The organism is Nocardioides aquiterrae, assembly GCF_039526625.1.
Taxonomy (GTDB): Bacteria; Actinomycetota; Actinomycetes; order Propionibacteriales; family Nocardioidaceae; genus Nocardioides; species Nocardioides aquiterrae.
Genome location: NZ_BAAAJE010000001.1, coordinates 308,838 through 324,796 on the forward strand (window position 1 = coordinate 308,838; position 15,959 = coordinate 324,796).

At 73.5% G+C, this 15,959-nt stretch carries 17 protein-coding genes; 7 read left to right on the forward strand and 10 right to left on the reverse strand.

Features of this window, described 5'->3' with window-relative positions; genetic code table 11:
• Window positions 1–46 precede the first annotated feature (46 nt).
• Window positions 47–1,015 (forward strand): MsnO8 family LLM class oxidoreductase, encoded by a 969-nt coding sequence (locus tag ABD086_RS01500; RefSeq protein ID WP_343904995.1) that lies wholly within the window; start codon window positions 47–49, stop codon window positions 1,013–1,015.
• Window positions 1,016–1,043: 28 nt separating this feature from the next.
• Here ABD086_RS01500 and ABD086_RS01505 read toward each other — a convergent pair whose 3' ends face one another.
• From ABD086_RS01505 to ABD086_RS01515, 3 genes are read right to left on the reverse strand one after another with little or no spacing between them, the layout of a single operon-like run.
• Window positions 1,044–2,021, reverse strand: a complete 978-nt coding sequence (locus ABD086_RS01505) for a quinone oxidoreductase family protein (protein ID WP_343904997.1) — start codon at window positions 2,019–2,021, stop codon at window positions 1,044–1,046.
• Window positions 2,021–2,827, reverse strand: a complete 807-nt coding sequence (locus ABD086_RS01510) for a citryl-CoA lyase (protein ID WP_343904999.1) — start codon at window positions 2,825–2,827, stop codon at window positions 2,021–2,023. The genes ABD086_RS01505 and ABD086_RS01510 overlap by 1 nt, the downstream gene beginning before the upstream one ends.
• The gene (locus ABD086_RS01515; protein ID WP_343905001.1) at window positions 2,824–4,017 is read right to left on the reverse strand and encodes a CaiB/BaiF CoA transferase family protein; all 1,194 of its coding nucleotides are present in this window, start codon (window positions 4,015–4,017) and stop codon (window positions 2,824–2,826) included. The genes ABD086_RS01510 and ABD086_RS01515 overlap by 4 nt, the downstream gene beginning before the upstream one ends.
• A gap of 152 nt (window positions 4,018–4,169) precedes the next feature.
• On the opposite strand from ABD086_RS01515, the gene ABD086_RS01520 reads away from it, so the two are divergent.
• The gene (locus ABD086_RS01520) at window positions 4,170–5,627 is read left to right on the forward strand and encodes an amidohydrolase family protein (protein WP_343905003.1); all 1,458 of its coding nucleotides are present in this window, start codon (window positions 4,170–4,172) and stop codon (window positions 5,625–5,627) included.
• A gap of 6 nt (window positions 5,628–5,633) precedes the next feature.
• Here ABD086_RS01520 and ABD086_RS01525 read toward each other — a convergent pair whose 3' ends face one another.
• Window positions 5,634–6,431, reverse strand: coding sequence for an IclR family transcriptional regulator domain-containing protein (locus tag ABD086_RS01525; protein WP_343905005.1), 798 nt, complete (start codon window positions 6,429–6,431; stop codon window positions 5,634–5,636).
• Window positions 6,432–6,544: 113 nt separating this feature from the next.
• On the opposite strand from ABD086_RS01525, the gene ABD086_RS01530 reads away from it, so the two are divergent.
• Complete coding sequence (locus tag ABD086_RS01530) at window positions 6,545–7,441, forward strand: DODA-type extradiol aromatic ring-opening family dioxygenase (protein WP_343905007.1); 897 nt, start codon at window positions 6,545–6,547, stop codon at window positions 7,439–7,441.
• Window positions 7,438–7,800 carry a hypothetical protein gene (locus tag ABD086_RS01535; protein ID WP_343905008.1) on the forward strand — a complete coding sequence of 121 codons (363 nt, stop codon included), beginning with the start codon at window positions 7,438–7,440 and terminating at the stop codon, window positions 7,798–7,800. Before ABD086_RS01530 ends, ABD086_RS01535 begins: the two co-directional genes overlap by 4 nt.
• Before the next feature lie 7 nt (window positions 7,801–7,807).
• Here the strand turns inward: ABD086_RS01535 and ABD086_RS01540 are convergent, their stop codons facing one another.
• From ABD086_RS01540 to ABD086_RS01555, 4 genes are read right to left on the reverse strand one after another with little or no spacing between them, the layout of a single operon-like run.
• Window positions 7,808–8,524, reverse strand: a complete 717-nt coding sequence (locus ABD086_RS01540; protein ID WP_343905010.1) for an ABC transporter permease subunit — start codon at window positions 8,522–8,524, stop codon at window positions 7,808–7,810.
• Window positions 8,521–9,435: an ABC transporter ATP-binding protein gene (locus tag ABD086_RS01545; RefSeq protein WP_343905012.1), complete on the reverse strand. Its 915-nt coding sequence runs from the start codon at window positions 9,433–9,435 to the stop codon at window positions 8,521–8,523. The genes ABD086_RS01540 and ABD086_RS01545 overlap by 4 nt, the downstream gene beginning before the upstream one ends.
• A complete protein-coding gene (locus tag ABD086_RS01550; RefSeq protein ID WP_343905014.1) occupies window positions 9,432–10,334 on the reverse strand; it encodes an ABC transporter permease subunit in 903 nt (300 codons plus the stop codon). Before ABD086_RS01550 ends, ABD086_RS01545 begins: the two co-directional genes overlap by 4 nt.
• Complete coding sequence (locus ABD086_RS01555) at window positions 10,318–11,250, reverse strand: ABC transporter ATP-binding protein (protein ID WP_343905016.1); 933 nt, start codon at window positions 11,248–11,250, stop codon at window positions 10,318–10,320. The genes ABD086_RS01550 and ABD086_RS01555 overlap by 17 nt, the downstream gene beginning before the upstream one ends.
• A 50-nt stretch (window positions 11,251–11,300) precedes the next feature.
• Between ABD086_RS01555 and ABD086_RS01560 the strand changes: the two genes are divergently transcribed.
• The gene (locus tag ABD086_RS01560; RefSeq protein WP_343905018.1) at window positions 11,301–11,696 is read left to right on the forward strand and encodes a hypothetical protein; all 396 of its coding nucleotides are present in this window, start codon (window positions 11,301–11,303) and stop codon (window positions 11,694–11,696) included.
• Window positions 11,697–11,699: 3 nt separating this feature from the next.
• On the opposite strand, the gene pgm is transcribed toward ABD086_RS01560, so the two are convergent.
• Entirely contained in the window at window positions 11,700–13,325 is a 1,626-nt protein-coding gene (gene pgm / locus ABD086_RS01565) for a phosphoglucomutase (alpha-D-glucose-1,6-bisphosphate-dependent) (RefSeq protein ID WP_343905019.1), read from the reverse strand.
• A gap of 166 nt (window positions 13,326–13,491) precedes the next feature.
• Here pgm and ABD086_RS01570 point away from each other — a divergent pair, with 166 nt between their 5' ends.
• Window positions 13,492–14,109 carry a VC0807 family protein gene (locus ABD086_RS01570; RefSeq protein WP_343905021.1) on the forward strand — a complete coding sequence of 206 codons (618 nt, stop codon included), beginning with the start codon at window positions 13,492–13,494 and terminating at the stop codon, window positions 14,107–14,109.
• A gap of 24 nt (window positions 14,110–14,133) precedes the next feature.
• On the opposite strand, the gene ABD086_RS01575 is transcribed toward ABD086_RS01570, so the two are convergent.
• Window positions 14,134–14,520, reverse strand: coding sequence for a hypothetical protein (locus tag ABD086_RS01575; protein ID WP_343905023.1), 387 nt, complete (start codon window positions 14,518–14,520; stop codon window positions 14,134–14,136).
• 45 nt (window positions 14,521–14,565) lie between these two features.
• On the opposite strand from ABD086_RS01575, the gene ABD086_RS01580 reads away from it, so the two are divergent.
• Window positions 14,566–15,957: a hypothetical protein gene (locus ABD086_RS01580; RefSeq protein ID WP_343905025.1), complete on the forward strand. Its 1,392-nt coding sequence runs from the start codon at window positions 14,566–14,568 to the stop codon at window positions 15,955–15,957.
• Window positions 15,958–15,959 lie beyond the last annotated feature (2 nt).

Consider the following 15,959-nt stretch of genomic DNA (forward strand, 5'->3'; position numbering starts at 1 on the left):
GGGCCGCTCCCGGGAAGGGCGCCGGGCGGCAGCGCGTTGGGACGGGGTGAGGCTCTCCCTGCTCGACCGCTCCCGCACCCGCGCCGGCCGCCCGGACGCCGCGGCGCTGGAGGCGACCGTGGCGCGGGCCGAGCACGCCGAGCGGGTGGGCTACGACCGCTTCTGGGTGGCCGAGCACCACGCGGTCCCGGGGATCGCGTCGGGCACGCCGGCCGTGCTGCTGGCCGCGATCGGCGCCCGCACCTCGCGGATCCGGATCGGGTCGGGCGGGGTGATGCTGCCGCTGCACCAGCCGCTCGTCGTCGCCGAGCAGTTCCTGGTGCTCGACGCGCTGCACCCGGGCCGGGTCGACCTCGGGCTGGGCCGGTCGGTCGGCTTCACCCCGCCGGTACGCCGGGCGCTGCGCCGGGACGTCGAGGCGGCGGAGTCGTTCGAGGACGACCTCGACGAGCTCCGCGGCTACCTCGACGGCACCGGCCCGGTCACCGCGCGACCGGCCACCGGCCGGGTCGTCCCGACCCACCTCCTGGCCACCGGCCGCGGCATCGAGGTCGCCGCCCGCCACGGGCTCCCGGTCGTCGTCGGCGGCCCGGTCCTCGACTCCGACGAGCTCCCCGACCTGCTCCGCCGTTATCGCCGGGACTTCCGCCCCCACCGCGACAGCACCCCGTGGGTGACCATCTCCCTCGACGTCACCGTGGCCGACGACGACGCCACCGCCCGGGACCTCGCCCTCCCCGAGGCCTGGGCGCTGGCCGTCTCCCGCCAGACCGGTGAGTTCCCGCCGCTCGAGCCGAAAGAGGCGATCCGCGGGGCCGAGCGGCCCGCGCAGGTACGCCGTCGCGTCGACGCCTCCCTCGACCGCGCCGTCGCCGGCGGCCCCGCCACCGTGCGCCGCCGCCTCGACGCCCTCGCCGACCGCACCGGGGCCGACGAGCTGATGGCCAGCACCTCGACCTACGACCGCGAGGCGCTGCTCGCGTCCGACCGGTCGCTGCGCGACCTCGTGGCGTGACGCGGCCCGGTGCCGGCAGCCGCGCCGGTCAGCCGAACGAGATCACCGCGCGGCCGTCGACCTCGCCGCGCAGCTGGCGGGTCCAGGCGGTGGCGACCTCGTCGAGCGGGAAGACCTCGTACGGCACGGTGATCCGGCCCGCCTGCGCGTGGATCTCCAGGTGGCGCAGCGCGCCGTACCGCTGCTCGGCGGTGAGGTCGTTGTTGGTGTAGCCGCGCACCTCGCGCGACCCGCTGCGCAGGTGCGCGGACGAGAACGACGCGGTCGCGCCGGCGCTGCTGCCGAGGTTCACGAGGCGGCCGCCTGGCGCGAGGCACAGCGCGGCTGCTGACGACGGGACCCCGCAGAGGGGGTCGAGCACCAGGTCGACCTCGCCGACGACCTCGCGCATCCGCGCCGCCAGGTCCTCCGGGTCGTCGTCCGCGCGCAGCTGGACGAACCCGTCCGCGCCGAGTGTGCGGGCGGTCTCGCCCGCGGCCGGCTCGATGGCCGCGGCGTACACCGCGGCGGCGCCCTGGAGGCGGGCCGCCTGCAGCGCGACGGTGCCGACCACGCCGCTGGAGCCCAGCACGAGCACCCGCTCGCCGGGCTGCAGCTCCCCGCGCCAGGACAGCGCCGTCCAGGCCGCGATCGCGGAGAGCCCGAGGGCCGCGAGCTGGGCGTCGGGCAGGGCGCCGGTCACCGGCACCAGGTCGGCGTCCGGGACCACCGCCAGCTCGGCCATGCCGCCGTCGCCGGGCGCCATCCCGGCGCTGGTCGGGAACCACACCCGGGTGCCCGCCTCGAGCCGGGCGGACCGGCGGACCACACCGACCCCCTGGACACCCGGCACGTACGGCGTCGCGGGCTCGCCGAAGTACGACGTGCCGCTCGCACAGAGCAGGTCGAGCGGTGTGATCGGCGCGGCGGTGACCTGGACGAGCGCCTGTCCCTCGCCGGCGACGGGCTCGTCGACCGTCACCGGGTGCGGCGGCTCGCCGCAGGTGTGCAGGTGGGCGGCGCGCATCAGTCCTCCGCTGCCGCGGGGTCGACGTAGACGGCGTGCCGCTCGACGTCGGCGAAGACCGCCGCGGCGACCCGGTGGCCCCGGACCTCCTCGGCGATGTGGCCGAGCAGTCCGGCGCAGCGGGCCAGCAGCACCACGCCGCGCAGCAGCTCGAGCGGGATGCCGATGTCGGCCAGCGCGGCTCCGCAGGCGCCGGCGCCGTTGAGCGGCAGCGCCTTGCCGGTCACCTCGGGCGCCACCCGGCCGACGGCCTCGAAGAGCGCGAGGTGCGGGCCGAACTGACCCTCCTCGCGGGCGATCCGGAAGAGCACCGGCGTGCGCGGGTCGCCCTCCTTGTGCAGGTGGTGACCGAGACCCGGGACGAAGCGCCCGGCCGAACGCTGGGCCCGGACGGCGTCGGCCGCCACCGCGTCCCAGCCCTCGTCGGTCGTGGGCAGCTCGTCGAGCCCCGCCAACGCCTCGCCCAGGAAGCGGCCGGTGTCCTCGCTGACGCCGAGGAACCGCGACCCGCCGCCGAGCAGGCCGGAGGCCAGCGCGCCCTGGATCGACTCCGGGGCGCTGAGGTAGGTCATCCGCGCGGAGATCGCGGTCGGGGTGAAGCCGTGGTCGGCCAGCGCGACGAGCACCGCCTCGAAGACGCGCGCCTGCTGCGGGGTCGGCTCCACCAGGGTGATCAGCTGGAAGGCCAGGTGGCCGAAGCTCACCTTCCCGATCAGCTCCGCGGAGAGGTCGCGGCCGAGCAGCGAGATGGTGTGCAGGTCGGAGACGCCCAGCGAGGTGCCGTACGTCGGGTGGTCGTCGGTCACGGCAGCTCCTGGTCGGCGTGCGGGGGTGCCGGCTCGTGCGGGTGCGGGCCGAAGCCGAGCCAGGCCCGGATCTCGTCGCCGTGGCCGTCGAGCGCCGGCGGGGGCAGGTCGTAGCGGGCGGGGCTGTCGCTGAACCAGATCGGGTTACGCACGGTCGGCACGTCGCCGGCCAGGACGACCGGGTCCAGCCCCAGCGACTCGGCGAACTCGACGCCGCCGCGCACGTCGTTGATCGGGCCGCACGGGATGCCGGCCGCGCTGAGCACCTCGAACCACTCCTGGGCCGACCGGGTCGCGAGCCGCTCGAGCAGCAGCGGCCGGAGCTCCTCGCGCCGGTCGTTGCGGCTGCCCACGGTGGCGAACCGCTCGTCGTCGGCGAGCTCGGGCACGCCGAGCGCCTCGACCAGCTTGCGGAACTGGCCGTCGTTGCCGGCGACCACGATCAGGTCGCCGTCGCCGGTCGCGAGCGGCTCGTAGGGGAAGAGGCTCAGGTGGGCGTTGCCCATCCGCTGCGGCACGACGCCCCCGGCGACGTACGCCGAGGTCTGGTTCACCAGCGCGGACAGGGCGGTGGAGAGCAGGTTGGTCTCGACGTGCTGGCCGCGGCCGGTGGCGTCGCGGTGCCGCAGCGCGGCCAGGATGCCGATCACCGAGTGCAGCCCGGTCATCACGTCGAAGACCGAGATGCCGGCCCGGTACGGCGGTCCGTCGGGGCTGCCGGTGAGGCTCATCAGCCCGGACATGCCCTGGACGAGCAGGTCGTAGCCGGGCAGCGACCGGCCGCCGGCCGAGCCGAAGCCGCTGATCGAGCAGTAGACGCTGCGGGGGTTGCGGGCGGACACGTCGTCGTACCCGAGGCCGAACCGGTCGAGCCCGCCGGGCTTGAAGTTGTGGATGAAGACGTCGGCGCGGCTCGCGAGCTCCTGGGCGACCGCCTGGTCGCCGGTGTCCTTGAGGTCGAGGACCACCGAGCGCTTGTTGCGGTTGATCGCCAGGTAGTAGGTGCCGACGTCGCCCCGCCGCGGCGGCACCCAGTGGCGGGTGTCGTCGCCGGCCGGGCTCTCGACCTTGATCACGTCGGCGCCGAGGTCGGCGAGCAGCATCGTGGCGTAGGGCCCGGCGAGCACCCGGGAGAAGTCGGCCACCAGGACGCCGGCGAGCGGCCCTCGGGTCTCGGGCTCTGCTGACACGGACTCGTCCTCTCGCTGCCGTATAACGGACATGTGTCCGCAACTGTTGCGCGACCCTGGGAATGTGTCAACCGGCCTTGACATGTGACCGCGATTACCCCGAGGCTGCGTCCTTAACGGACATCTGTCCGTCCAATGCCGAGGAGGTTCCGATGACCAGTCCGAGCCAGGGCGACGCGCTCGCCGCCGCGCCCGCGATCGTGTTCCGCGGCGGGACGGTGCTCACGATGGACGACCGGCGCAGCGTGCTGACCGGCGCGGACGTGCTGGTGGTCGGGGACCGGATCGAGGCGGTCGGGCCGGCGTTGGAGGTCCCCGAGGGCACGGCCGAGGTCGACGCGTCGGGCGGCATCGTGATGCCGGGCATGGTCGACACGCACCGGCACATGTGGCAGACCGCGGTCCGCGGCTACGGCGCGGACTGGACGCTCACCCAGTACTTCGTCTGGAACTACCTCGAGCACGGCCGGAAGTTCCGCCCGCAGGACATCTACGCCGGCAACCTGCTCAGCGCCCTCGAGGCGCTCGAGGCCGGGGTCACCACCAGCGTCGACTGGTCGCACAACCTGCACACGATCGAGCACGCCGACGCCGCGGTCGACGCGCTCGAGGAGGTGCCCGGCCGCTTCGTGCTCGCCTACGGCAACATCCAGGCAGCGCCGTGGGAGTGGTCGGCGACCCCGGAGTTCCGCGACTTCGTCGAGCGCCGGATGAAGCGCACCGACATGCTCGGCTTCCAGATGGCCTTCGACGTCACCGGGGACCCGGAGTTCCCCGAGCGGGCGGCCTTCGAGGTGGCCCGCGAGCTGGGCGTCCCCGTGACCACGCACGCCGGCGTGTGGGGCGCGACCAACGACAACGGCATCCGGCTGATGCACGAGCACGGGTTCATGACCCCGGAGACGGTGTACGTCCACGCCGCCAGCCTCAGCGACGACTCCTACCAGCGGATCGCCGCATCCGGCGGGACCGCGTCGGTCGCCGCCGAGAGCGAGTCGAGCTGTGGCCAGGGCTACCCGTCGAGCTGGGCGCTGCGCCGCCACGGCATCCCGATCTCGCTGTCGATGGACACCAGCGTGTGGATGAGCGCCGACATCTTCTCGGCGATGCGCGGCACCCTGAACGCCGACCGCACCCGCGAGCACCACGAGGCGCACGCCACCAACGACACCGTCACCCACCTCTCGGTGCGCGCGGCCGACGTCGTCGAGTGGGCCACCCGCGGCGGTGCCCGGGCGCTCGGCCTCGACGACGTGGTCGGCAGCATCGAGCCGGGCAAGAAGGCCGACGTGGTGCTGATCAAGAACGACGCTTCGCCGGTGATGTTCCCGATCCTCAACCCCTACGGCCACGTCGTGCTCCAGGCGCAGCGCGGCGACGTGCACACCGTGCTGGTCGACGGCCGGGTCGTGAAGCACGAGCACCGGCTGGTCGGGGCCGACCTGGCCAAGGCCCGCCGCGCCGTCGAGGAGACCGTCACCTACCTGCAGGACACGCTCGGCGAGGCCGAGTGGCTGGCCGGCATGAGCCCGGACGTCCCCGAGTCGAAGGTGCTCGACAACCCCTACACCTACACCGACTACGCCGACGCGTCGACGCACACCCGCTGAGCCGTGTCAGCGGATCTCCACCTGCGGCCGCGACAGCCAGAGCGCCCAGTCGGCGGCGACTTGGCTGGCGGCCTGCATGAGCAGCGGCAGGTACTCGCCGGTCAGCGTCTCCACGCTGGTCTCGGCGGCGTGCACGGTGACGTTCATCGCCGCCCGGACCGCGCCCTCGCCGTCCCGCACGGGAACGGCGACCGAGCGGATGCCGCGCGCCAGCTCCTCGTCGGCGAGCGCCCAGCCGCGGGCCCGCACGGTGCGCAGCTCGTCCTCGAGGGCGCCGGCGTCGTACTCCGGCGCGGGGAGCCCGGAGCGGGTCGGCTCCGCGAGCACCCGGGACCGCTCCTCGGCGTCCAGGGCCGCGAGCAGCACCTTGCCCTGCGAGGTCGTGACGGCCGGGAAGCGGGTGCCGATGTCGACGCGCAGCGCGATGATCTTCGGCACCGCGACCCGCGCGACGTAGACGATGTCGGAGCCGTCGAGCTGGGACATCGACGACGACTCGCCCGTCTTCGCGACCAGGGCCTCGAGGTGCGGCCGCGCCATCTCCCACAGCCCCAGCGAGCTGGTGTACGCCGTGCCGAGCCGCAGCACCTGCGGGGTCAGCGCGTAGGTCCCGCTGCGGGCGCGCACGTAGCCGAGCTCCTCCAGGGTGAGCAGCAGGCGGCGCGCCGTGGGCCGGGCCAGGTCGGTGGCGGCCGCGATGTCGGCCAGGCTCATCTCCCGGTGGGTGGCGTCGAAGCAGGTCAGCACGTCGAGACCGCGCGCGAGCGCCTCGACGAAGTCGGGTCCTGTTCCTCGGCCAGCCATGCGGCGATGGTCGCACAGCGGACGCTGGATCGACACCTTCCGGGCCGATTCCACCGCGATACGGACATGTGTACGACGGGCTGCCCGCAGCCGACGACCGAGAGGAGTGCCTGATGGCGAAGCTGGTGGCGATCCTGGCCACGACCCACCACCCGTTCTTCTACAAGACCAGCCAGCTGCCCGCCGAGGAGGCGCCGCCGTTCGCTGCGGACTGGGTGCGCAAGGTCGAGGCCTACCGGGAGACGCTCACGATCGCCCGGCCGGACGTGCTGGTGATGGTCGGGTCCGACCACTTCCACCAGCTCTGGCTGGACAACATGCCCCAGTTCCTCATCGGCAAGGCGCCGTACTACGACGGCAACTGGGAGAACGAGATGCGGGAGTTCGGGCTCCCCAAGCTGCTCTTCCGCGGCGACGAGGAGCTGTCGGCGTACATGCTCCGCGAGGGCATCGACCGCGGCTTCGACCTGGCGTTCTCCAACGAGCTGCGCGTCGACCACTCGATCACCTGCCCGATCTTCACGGTCCGGCCGCAGAACGACCTGCCGATCGTGCCGATCTACACCAACATCTTCGCGCCGCCGCTGCCGCGCCCCGAGCGGTTCGTGCAGCTGGGGCAGACGATCCGGGAGATCATCGATGCCTGGCCGAGCGAGCTGCGGGTCGCCGTCATCGGCACCGGGCACCTGTCGCTCGAGCTCGGTGGGCCACGCCAGTTCGGCCCGCACGGCCCCGACCCGGAGTTCGACGCCCGGGCGGTCGAGTGGATCGCCACCGGCGACATCGACGGCTGCCTGGCCAACGTGACGCTCGACAGCCTGCACGCGCCGGGCAACGCCACCCACGGGTTCATGGACTTCATGCTGATGATGGGCATCGCCGGCCACAGCAAGGCCGACTACGCCGACAACCTCGACCTCTTCCACACCATGGAGGCCTACTTCACCTGGTACCCGAACCCCGAGCTGGTGCCCGGCCTCCCGCTCGCCGCGAAGGGAGCGCTGCTGTGAGCAAGTACCTGCTCAACAAGTTCCTCTACACGATCGACCGCGACGCCGAGCTCACCGAGCGCTACCGCGACGACCCCGCCGGCACCGTCGCCTGGTGGGAGGCCGAGGAGGCGAACCGGATCCTCAACTGCGTGGTGGCCGAGAGGAGCACCTGGCTGTCGTTCACCGACGAGGAGCGGCGGGCGCTGGCGGACCACGACCACGTCGCGCTGTTCGAGATGGGCGCCCATCCGTTCCTCACGCTGACGCTCTGGATCGCGATGTTCGAGCGGGACTTCGACGAGCCGCTGGCGATGCAGCTCGACTACGCCGCCAAGCTCGCGCACCTCGGGCTGCCGTACCCGGACATCAGCACCTGACCCGGCTTCACTCGTCGCCGGTCAGGTTGAACGACCGCAGCATCTGGCCGGTCAGCCAGGCGCCGCCCACGATGACGACCGCGCCGGCGACCAGGGCGTACGCCAGCGGCAGGTCGGCCACCAGGGTCAGCCCGGCGACCCGGTCGGCGACCTCCGCCGACCAGCGGGTCACGCTCAGCCACCGCACGCCGTCGAGCAGGCCGCCGAGCAGGCCCTCCCAGACCAGCAGGTAGACCAGCCCGACCACGACGGCGTGCCGGGTCAGCACGGAGAGCAGCGCGAACAGCGCGCAGTACGCCGTACCGCCGAGCAGCGCGCCGAGCGCGAAGCCGACGGCCACCGACGGGTCGTCAGTGCGCAGCACCAGCCCGGCGAGCAGCAGCGGCAGCGCGGCGAACGCCACCACGCAGCCGACCGCGACCACGAGCTTGCTGACCACGATCGTCGAGCGCGGGATCGGCTTGGCGAGCAGGTAGGAGATCGAGCCGTCGTCGATCTCGGGGGCGAGGACGCCGGAGGTCGCGAGCAGCGCCACCAGCGGCACGACCACGACCAGGCCGAGCCCGTAGAGCGTGTGCCGCGAGGCCTCCTCGCTCTGCCCGACCAGCGCCCGGGCCAGCACGCAGAGCCCGAGCAGCACGAGCGGCAGCACGAACAGCAGCACCCCGCGCCAGCGCCCGAAGATGCTGCGCACGCCGAGCCGCACGATGGTCCGCGAGATCATGACGACACCAGGTAGGAGAAGACGCTCTCCAGCGACTCGTCGGTCGGGGTCACCTCGAGCAGGCGGACGCCGTGCTCGCGCGCGAGCCGGGGCAGCACCTCGCTGAACCGACCGAAGTCCGCGGCCTCGAGCTCGATCCCGCCCTCGGCGCGCAGCCGGGCACCCCGCACCGAGGGGTCGGTCAGCAGCACCGACGCCAGCCGCCGGTCGTCGGCGGTGCGCAGCACGAAGCGGTTCGGCCGGTCGGTCATCAGCCGCCGGATCGCGCCGAAGTCGCCGGAGGCCGCGTGCCGCCCGGCGACGACGACCTCGATCTGGCGCGCGACCTGCTCGACCTCCTCGAGGATGTGCGAGCTGAACAGCACGGTCCGGCCCTCGGCGCCCATGGCCCGGATCAGCTCCATCAGGTGGATCCGCTGCCGCGGGTCCATGCCGTTGAACGGCTCGTCGAGGAGCAGCACCGGCGGGTCGTGGACCAGGGCCGACGCCATCTTGATCCGCTGCCGCATGCCCTTGGAGTACGTCGAGATCTCGCGGTCCTGAGCATCGGTCATCTCGATCAGCGCGATCGCGCGCTGGGCGGCGGCGCCCGGGTCGGGGAGGCCCTGGAGCTCGGCGTTCGCGACCACGAACTCCCGCCCGGTCAGGTAGTCGAACAGCGCCTCGCGCTCGGGGACCAGCCCGACCTGCCGGTAGACCTGCTCGTTGCGCCACAGCGGCGCGCCGTCGAGCGTCACCGACCCGGCGGACGGCGCCAGGAAGCCGGACATCAGCGCGATCAGCGTGGACTTGCCGGCGCCGTTGGGGCCGAGCAGGCCGGTGACGCCGGGGCCGATGGTCATCGTGACGTCGTTGACGGCGACGACGTTGCGGAACCAGCGCGAGACGTGGTCGATCCGGATCTCGCTCATGGCTGGACCCGGCGGTAGCGGGCCAGCAGCGCGGCGATCGAGCCGAGCACGGTCAGCACCAGCGCGCCGACGTACAGCAGGCCCATCGCGGTGCCCTCCGGCGGCGTCGCGGTCGCCTCGGGCACGCCGAAGAGGAAGACCTGTACGCCGTTGACGAGCGTGTACGGCGAGAAGATCCCCGCCACCTGCCCGACCACCGCGTGGCCGGCCTCCTGCGAGATGCCCTGGATCGCGGAGACCACGGCGTAGCTGACCAGCAGCACCACGATGACCGCGGCGACCGCGAGGCCGCGGCGGATCGTCAGCGCCGAGACCACGGCCGCCAGCCCGGCCAGGCACGCCGCGAGCAGCGCGGCGCCGGCCACCGCAGCGAGGAAGCGCCCGGTCTCGCGCGCCGGCGGCAGGTCCGCGAGCAGGCCGCCGACGTACATGAGCAGGAGCGGCGCGACGATCAGCACGAAGGTGGCGACGGTGAGGGAGGCGAGGCGGACGAGCACGTACGCCGACCGCCGCATCGGCCGCGACAGGTAGAGCGTGATGGTCCGGAACCGCAGGTCGCGCGAGATCAGCGCGGGCGCCTGGGCGGCGACGAAGACCGAGATCAGCAGCTGCGTGGTCAGCGGGTAGGTCGAGTACGGGACGATCTGCTCGCCGAGGTCGAGCACCCTCCCGGCCTGCACCAGCACACCGACGAGGATCAGTGCCGGGAGCAGCATCAGGCCGAGCAGGATCATCGGCAGCGCCTTCGACCGCGCCGACCGGCCCAGGCCGTAGGTGTTGCGCAGCCCGGTCCGGAAGAACGACCAGGCGACCGCGCGCTCGCCGAGCCGGCGACCGCGGTACGGCCGGTAGCCGAGGTCGTGGATGACACCGCTGGGCCGATCAGACGGGCTGGACACCGCCGGCCACCCCCTCCCGGAAGACGTCCTCGATGCGGTGGTGCCGCTCCTGCATCCGCACCAGTCCGAGGCCGAGGTCGACCGTGAGGTCGCGGACGACGTCGCGGGTGGTCTCGTCGCGGACGTCGACCTCGATCAGCGCGCCCCCGGCCGGGCGGGCGGCGAGGCCGGCGTCGACGAGGGCCTGGCCGAGCAGCTTGCCGGCGTCCGGGCGGCCCTGCACCTCGACGAGCAGGCTGCCGGTCGAGTGCAGGAACTCGGTGGTCGCCGAGGAGCGCAGCAGCCGGCCGGAGTCGAGGATCACCACGTGGTCGCTGACCCGCTCGAGCTCGCCGAGCAGGTGCGAGGTGACCAGCACGGCGATGCCGAACTCCCGGCCGATCCGGCGGACCAGGTCGAGCATGTCGTCGCGGGCCGCGGGGTCCAGGCCGTTGGTCGGCTCGTCGAGCAGCACCAGCCGGGGGTCGTGCACGAGCGCCTGGGCCAGCTTGACCCGCTGCTTCATGCCGGTGGAGTAGCCGCCGATCGGCCGGTACCGCTCCTCGGCCAGGCCCACGTGCCGCAGCACGTCCGAGGTGCGCTCACGAGCGGCGGCGTACGGCAGCCCGGACATCTGGCCCAGGTGCACGACCAGGTCGCTGGCCGAGACGTCGGCGGGCAGGCAGTCGTGCTCGGGCATGTAGCCGACCAGTGCCCGGATCCGGCCGCCCGCGGTCGCGACGTCGTGGCCGAGTACCGTCGCGCTGCCGCTGGTCGCGGGCACCAGCCCGAGCAGGATCTTGATCAGCGTCGACTTGCCCGCGCCGTTGGCGCCGACCAGGCCGGTGACCCCGTCCCCGATCGTCACGTCGAGGTGGTCGAGCGCCGTCACGCGCGGGTACGTCTTGGTGAGACCGGCGGTCTCGATGACGGCCACGACCCCAACCTAGCGGCCGGGCCCGGCGAGCGGTGCGGCAATCTGGACCCATGCGATTCACCGAGCACGAGCTGACGGTCGCCCTGACGGGCGTGGCCAAGAACGTCCTGGCCGTGCAGGACAAGGACGTCCGCAAGGGCCGACGCACCGAGGACGAGCTCTGGGAGTCGATGGGCCGCTACCAGCGGTTCGTCGTCCTCGACGGCCTCGGCGACCAGCTGCTCCCGACCCTCGTCGCCCTCCCCGACGTCGAGGTGCCCGCCGGCGGCCGGCCGGCCTACACCGACGAGCAGATCACCGCCGCGGTCGAGGAGCGGCTCGGCGACGAGCGCGGCGTACGACGCAAGGCGCTGCTCACCGCCCGGGTCGCGCTGGTCAAGCTGGCCCTGGAGTGCCTGCCGCCGCGGCAGGACCCCGACGCGCTGATCGTGCCCGACCACCTCTAGCGGCTACAGCGCGGCGTCGACGACCGCCTTCGCCTCCTGCTGCACCTGGGCCAGGTGCTCCGGGCCGCGGAACGACTCCGCGTAGATCTTGTAGACGTCCTCCGTGCCCGACGGCCGGGCGGCGAACCACGCCGACTCCGTGACCACCTTCAGGCCGCCGATCTTGGCGCCGTTGCCGGGCGCCTCGGTGAGCTTGGCGGTGATCTGCTCACCGGCCAGCTCCGTGGCCGCGACGTCGTCCGGCGAGAGCGCCGCGAGCGCCGCCTTCTGCTCGCGGGTCGCCGGGGCGTCGATGCGGGCGTACGCCGGCTCGCCGTGCTTCTCGACCAGCGTGGCGTAGTGCGCGGACGGGGAGGTCCCGGTCGTCGCCAGGATCTCCGAGGCCAGCAGGGCCAGGATGATGCCGTCCTTGTCCGTGGTCCACACCGACCCGTCGCGCCGGAGGAACGACGCGCCCGCGGACTCCTCGCCGCCGAACCCGAACGATCCGTCGATCAGCCCCGGCACGAACCACTTGAACCCGACCGGGACCTCGACCAGCTCGCGGCCGATGTCGGCGGCGACCAGGTCGATCATCGACGAGGACACCAGCGTCTTGCCGATCCGCGCCGACGCCGGCCAGTCCGGCCGCGCGCCGCCGAACAGGTAGCCGATCGCGACCGCGAGGTAGTGGTTCGGGTTCATCAGGCCGGCGTCCGGCGTGACGATGCCGTGCCGGTCGGCGTCGGCGTCGTTGCCGGTGGCGATGTCGTACCTCTCCCGCTGAGCGATCAGCGACGCCATCGCGTCCGGAGACGAGCAGTCCATCCGGATCTTGCCGTCCCAGTCCAGGGTCATGAACCGCCAGGTGGGGTCGACGAGGGGGTTCACCACGGTGAGGTCCAGGCGGTGCCGCTCGGCGATCTCGGCCCAGTACGCCACCGACGCGCCGCCCAGCGGGTCCGCGCCGATCCGCACGCCCGCCTCGCGGATCGCGTCGACGTCCACGACGTCGGGCAGGTCGTCGACGTACGTGCCCAGGAAGTCGTACGCCGACGCGTGTGCCCGCGCCTGCGCGAACGGCACCCGCTTCACCTCGCGCAGCCCGCCGCGGATCAGCTCGTTCGCCCGCTTCGCGATCACCGAGGTGGCGTCGCTGTCGGCCGGGCCGCCGTGCGGCGGGTTGTACTTGAACCCGCCGTCGGCCGGCGGGTTGTGCGACGGCGTGACCACGATGCCGTCGGCGGTCCCGCCGCCGCGGTTCGCGCGGATGATCGCGTGCGACACCGCCGGGGTCGGCGTGTAGCCGTCACGGTCGTCGACGAGCACCGTCACGTCGTTGGCCGCCAGCACCTCCAGCGCGCTCGCCCACGCCGGCTCGGACAGGCCGTGGGTGTCGCGGCCGAGGAACAGCGGGCCGTCGTACCCCTGCGAGCGCCGGTAGTCCACGATCGCCTGGGTGGTCGCCAGGATGTGCGTCTCGTTGAACGCCGTCCGCAGCGACGACCCGCGGTGCCCGCTGGTGCCGAAGGCGACCTGCTGCTCCACGTCGTCGGGGTCCGGGACCCCGGTGTAGTAGGCCGTCACGAGGTGCGCGACGTCGACGAGGTCCGCGGGCTCGGCGGGCTGTCCCGCACGGGGGTCGCTCATGCGGTCATCATGCCCGGTGGCGCAACGGCACCGCCGGCAACACCGACGGTCGGCTCCCGATGCCCCTGATCGGCGGCGCAGGCGTACGGTGGGGAGTGCGGGGCCCCCTCGCGACCGACGTCAGGACCCCATGACCGCCACCGGCACCCGTCCCACTCTTCGAGCCGTGGTCCGCCGCGTCGCCCTGAGCCTCCTGGTCGCCTGCGCGGTCCCCGGGGCCCTCTTCTACACGTGCCTGCGCCTCGAAGGCGTGTGGACGGCGATCTTCGTCGCGCTCGGCTGGTCGTACGGCGCGATCGCCTGGCGGGCGGTCACCGGGCGCCGGCCGTCCGGCCTGCTGGTCCTCACCGCCCTGGTGATGACCGGTCGCACCCTGGTGGCGCTGCTCACCGACAGCACGTACCTCTACTTCCTCCAGCCGATCATCAGCGACGGGCTGCTCGGCGTGGCGTTCATCGCGACGCTCGCCTCCGCCCGCCCGATGGTCGCGCGGCTGGCCGGCGACTTCTACCCGATGGACGACGAGCTGCGCGTGCGCCCGCGGATCCAGCGGCTGTTCTGGTACCTGACGCTGATGTGGGCGCTGCTCTGCATCGGGAAGGCCTCCGCGACGCTGTGGCTGCTCGAGTCGCAGTCCCTCCAGACCTTCGTGCTCGTGAAGAGCGTCTCGGTGCTGCTGCTCAACGGCCTCGCGGTCGCGGCGACCATCGGCGCGGCCACCCTGGTGGCGCGGCGCGAGGGCCTGCTCCACGTCCGCGTCCTGGAGCCGGTGCCCGCCGCCTGAGCGCCGTGGCACGTCGGCAGGGCGCTAGGGGTAGCTGCCCTCGCAGGTCCGGCCGTGGCGGTTGGTCGCCTCTGCGTCGACCGTCACCTCGCCGCGGCCCTCGTGGCGCATCGGCCCGGTCGACCACCGGCCGTCGGCGTCGGCCGCCAGCGACCCGACGGCAGCGGAACCGCCCGCTGCGGACTGCATGCTGACGTTCCACGTCCAGCGGGTGTGCGGGCCGACGTCGCGCGCCCGCAGGACGGCGACCGTGGTGCGCGGGTCCGGGTGGCTGACCACGAGCACCAGGTGCCCCCGTCCGGGGCAGTCCAGCCGCACCCGGTCGGGCGCCGCGCTCGCCTGCGCGGGCGGCCCGGGCACCGCGACCGCCAGGACGAGACCGGCCACCACGCCACCCGTGAGTCTCCTCATGGCGTCCCACTCTACGACCGTTCGAGCACCTACGCTGTCCGCGAGATGAGGTTCGCGCGCACGGCCGCCCTGGTGGGCGTGGCCCTCCTGTGGTGGGCGTTCGGGCCGGTGGTGCTGCTGCTGGCCGGAGCCTCCCTGTACTTCCGCCGGGTCCGTGCGTGGCTCCGGCCCACCCGCCGGGTCCTCGCCGGGTGGGTCGGCGCGGTGGCGGTGCTGGCCGGGATCGCGTACGTCGTCCCCGACGGCTGGGTGCGCATCGCGCCGGGCGCCGGGGTGCTGGTCACGCCGTCGTACGTCGGGCGCCCGGCGATCGTGACCGCCGACCAGGTGAGCGCGCCGCTCGGCGAGTCGCCGCGGGTGACGACCAGGTCGTACGGCGCCGGTGACTGCGAGCGGATCGGCTTCGACAGCCACGGCCGGCTGGTCACGACCTGCGGCGGCACCCTGCGTCTGGTCGACCCCGACAGCCTCCGCCAGCTGGCGACCAAGGACCTCGCCGCGGACTGCCCGCTGGTGTTCGACGTGGTCGGCGACCGGGCGCTGGTCGCGGTCGACGACGAGATCCTCGGCGTGGCGACCGCGGACGCCCAGGGCGACCCCGACCTCACGACCGCGGCCACGGTCGACCTCCCGGACGTCGGCTGCCTGACCGGGCTCGGCGCGGACGGGCACGACCGGGTCTGGTTCTCCGCGGCCGACGGTCGGGTCGGGCTGGTCGAGGGCACGAAGGTGCGCACCCTCGACCTCGACGACACCGTGGACCGGCCGCTCGCGATCGCGGACGACGCGGTGTACGTCGCCGGCGTCCATGCCCTGCACAAGGTGATCGCGGCGCGGGGGAAGCCGGTGCTCGCCTGGTCCGCGCCGTACGACGGCGGCGAGCGCGGCAGCGCGCCCGTCGTCCTCCCCTCGGGGCTGGTGGCGGTCGCCGACGACCGCGACCCGCGGCTCCAGGTCGTGCTGCACCGCGGCGACACCGGCGACGTGGCCTGCCGGGTCGAGCTCTTCGACGACGACGAGAGTGCCACCGACGGCGGGATGGTGGCCGCCGGCGACGGGCTGCTGGTGCTCAACCAGCACGGGTACGGCGGCACGCTCTCCACCGCCCTCGGCCGGACGACGACCGGCGGCATCGCCGCGGTCGACCAGCGGTGCGACGTCATCTGGGAGTCCGGCCTGGACGCGCCCAGCGGTGCGCCCGCGGTCTCGACCGAGGCCGGGCTCGCCTACGTCTACACCAAGCGGCACAGCTGGCTCGGCGCGAACGCGTGGTACCTCACCGCCGTCGACCTCGACACGGGCCGCGCGGTCTGGGCCCGGCGGACCGGCCTCGGCCTGCTCCGCGACAACCACGGCGGCGTCGTCACGCTCGGCCCGAACGGCTCGGTCTACGTCCCGGTGCTCGGCGGGTTCGTTCGGGTGCGCGACCGCTCGTGACC

Bases quoted from the DNA above. Each gene is read 5' to 3' on its own strand.
- ABD086_RS01540 (WP_343905010.1), bottom strand. From the start codon at position 8,524: ATGATCTCGCGGACCATCGTGCGGCTCGGCGTGCGCAGCATCTTCGGG.
- ABD086_RS01575 (WP_343905023.1), bottom strand. From the start codon at position 14,520: ATGAGGAGACTCACGGGTGGCGTGGTGGCCGGTCTCGTCCTGGCGGTC.
- ABD086_RS01520 (WP_343905003.1), top strand. From the start codon at position 4,170: ATGACCAGTCCGAGCCAGGGCGACGCGCTCGCCGCCGCGCCCGCGATC.
- ABD086_RS01545 (WP_343905012.1), bottom strand. From the start codon at position 9,435: ATGAGCGAGATCCGGATCGACCACGTCTCGCGCTGGTTCCGCAACGTC.
- ABD086_RS01530 (WP_343905007.1), top strand. From the start codon at position 6,545: ATGGCGAAGCTGGTGGCGATCCTGGCCACGACCCACCACCCGTTCTTC.
- ABD086_RS01580 (WP_343905025.1), top strand. From the start codon at position 14,566: ATGAGGTTCGCGCGCACGGCCGCCCTGGTGGGCGTGGCCCTCCTGTGG.
- ABD086_RS01525 (WP_343905005.1), bottom strand. From the start codon at position 6,431: ATGGCTGGCCGAGGAACAGGACCCGACTTCGTCGAGGCGCTCGCGCGC.
- pgm (WP_343905019.1), bottom strand. From the start codon at position 13,325: ATGAGCGACCCCCGTGCGGGACAGCCCGCCGAGCCCGCGGACCTCGTC.
- ABD086_RS01505 (WP_343904997.1), bottom strand. From the start codon at position 2,021: ATGCGCGCCGCCCACCTGCACACCTGCGGCGAGCCGCCGCACCCGGTG.
- ABD086_RS01560 (WP_343905018.1), top strand. From the start codon at position 11,301: ATGCGATTCACCGAGCACGAGCTGACGGTCGCCCTGACGGGCGTGGCC.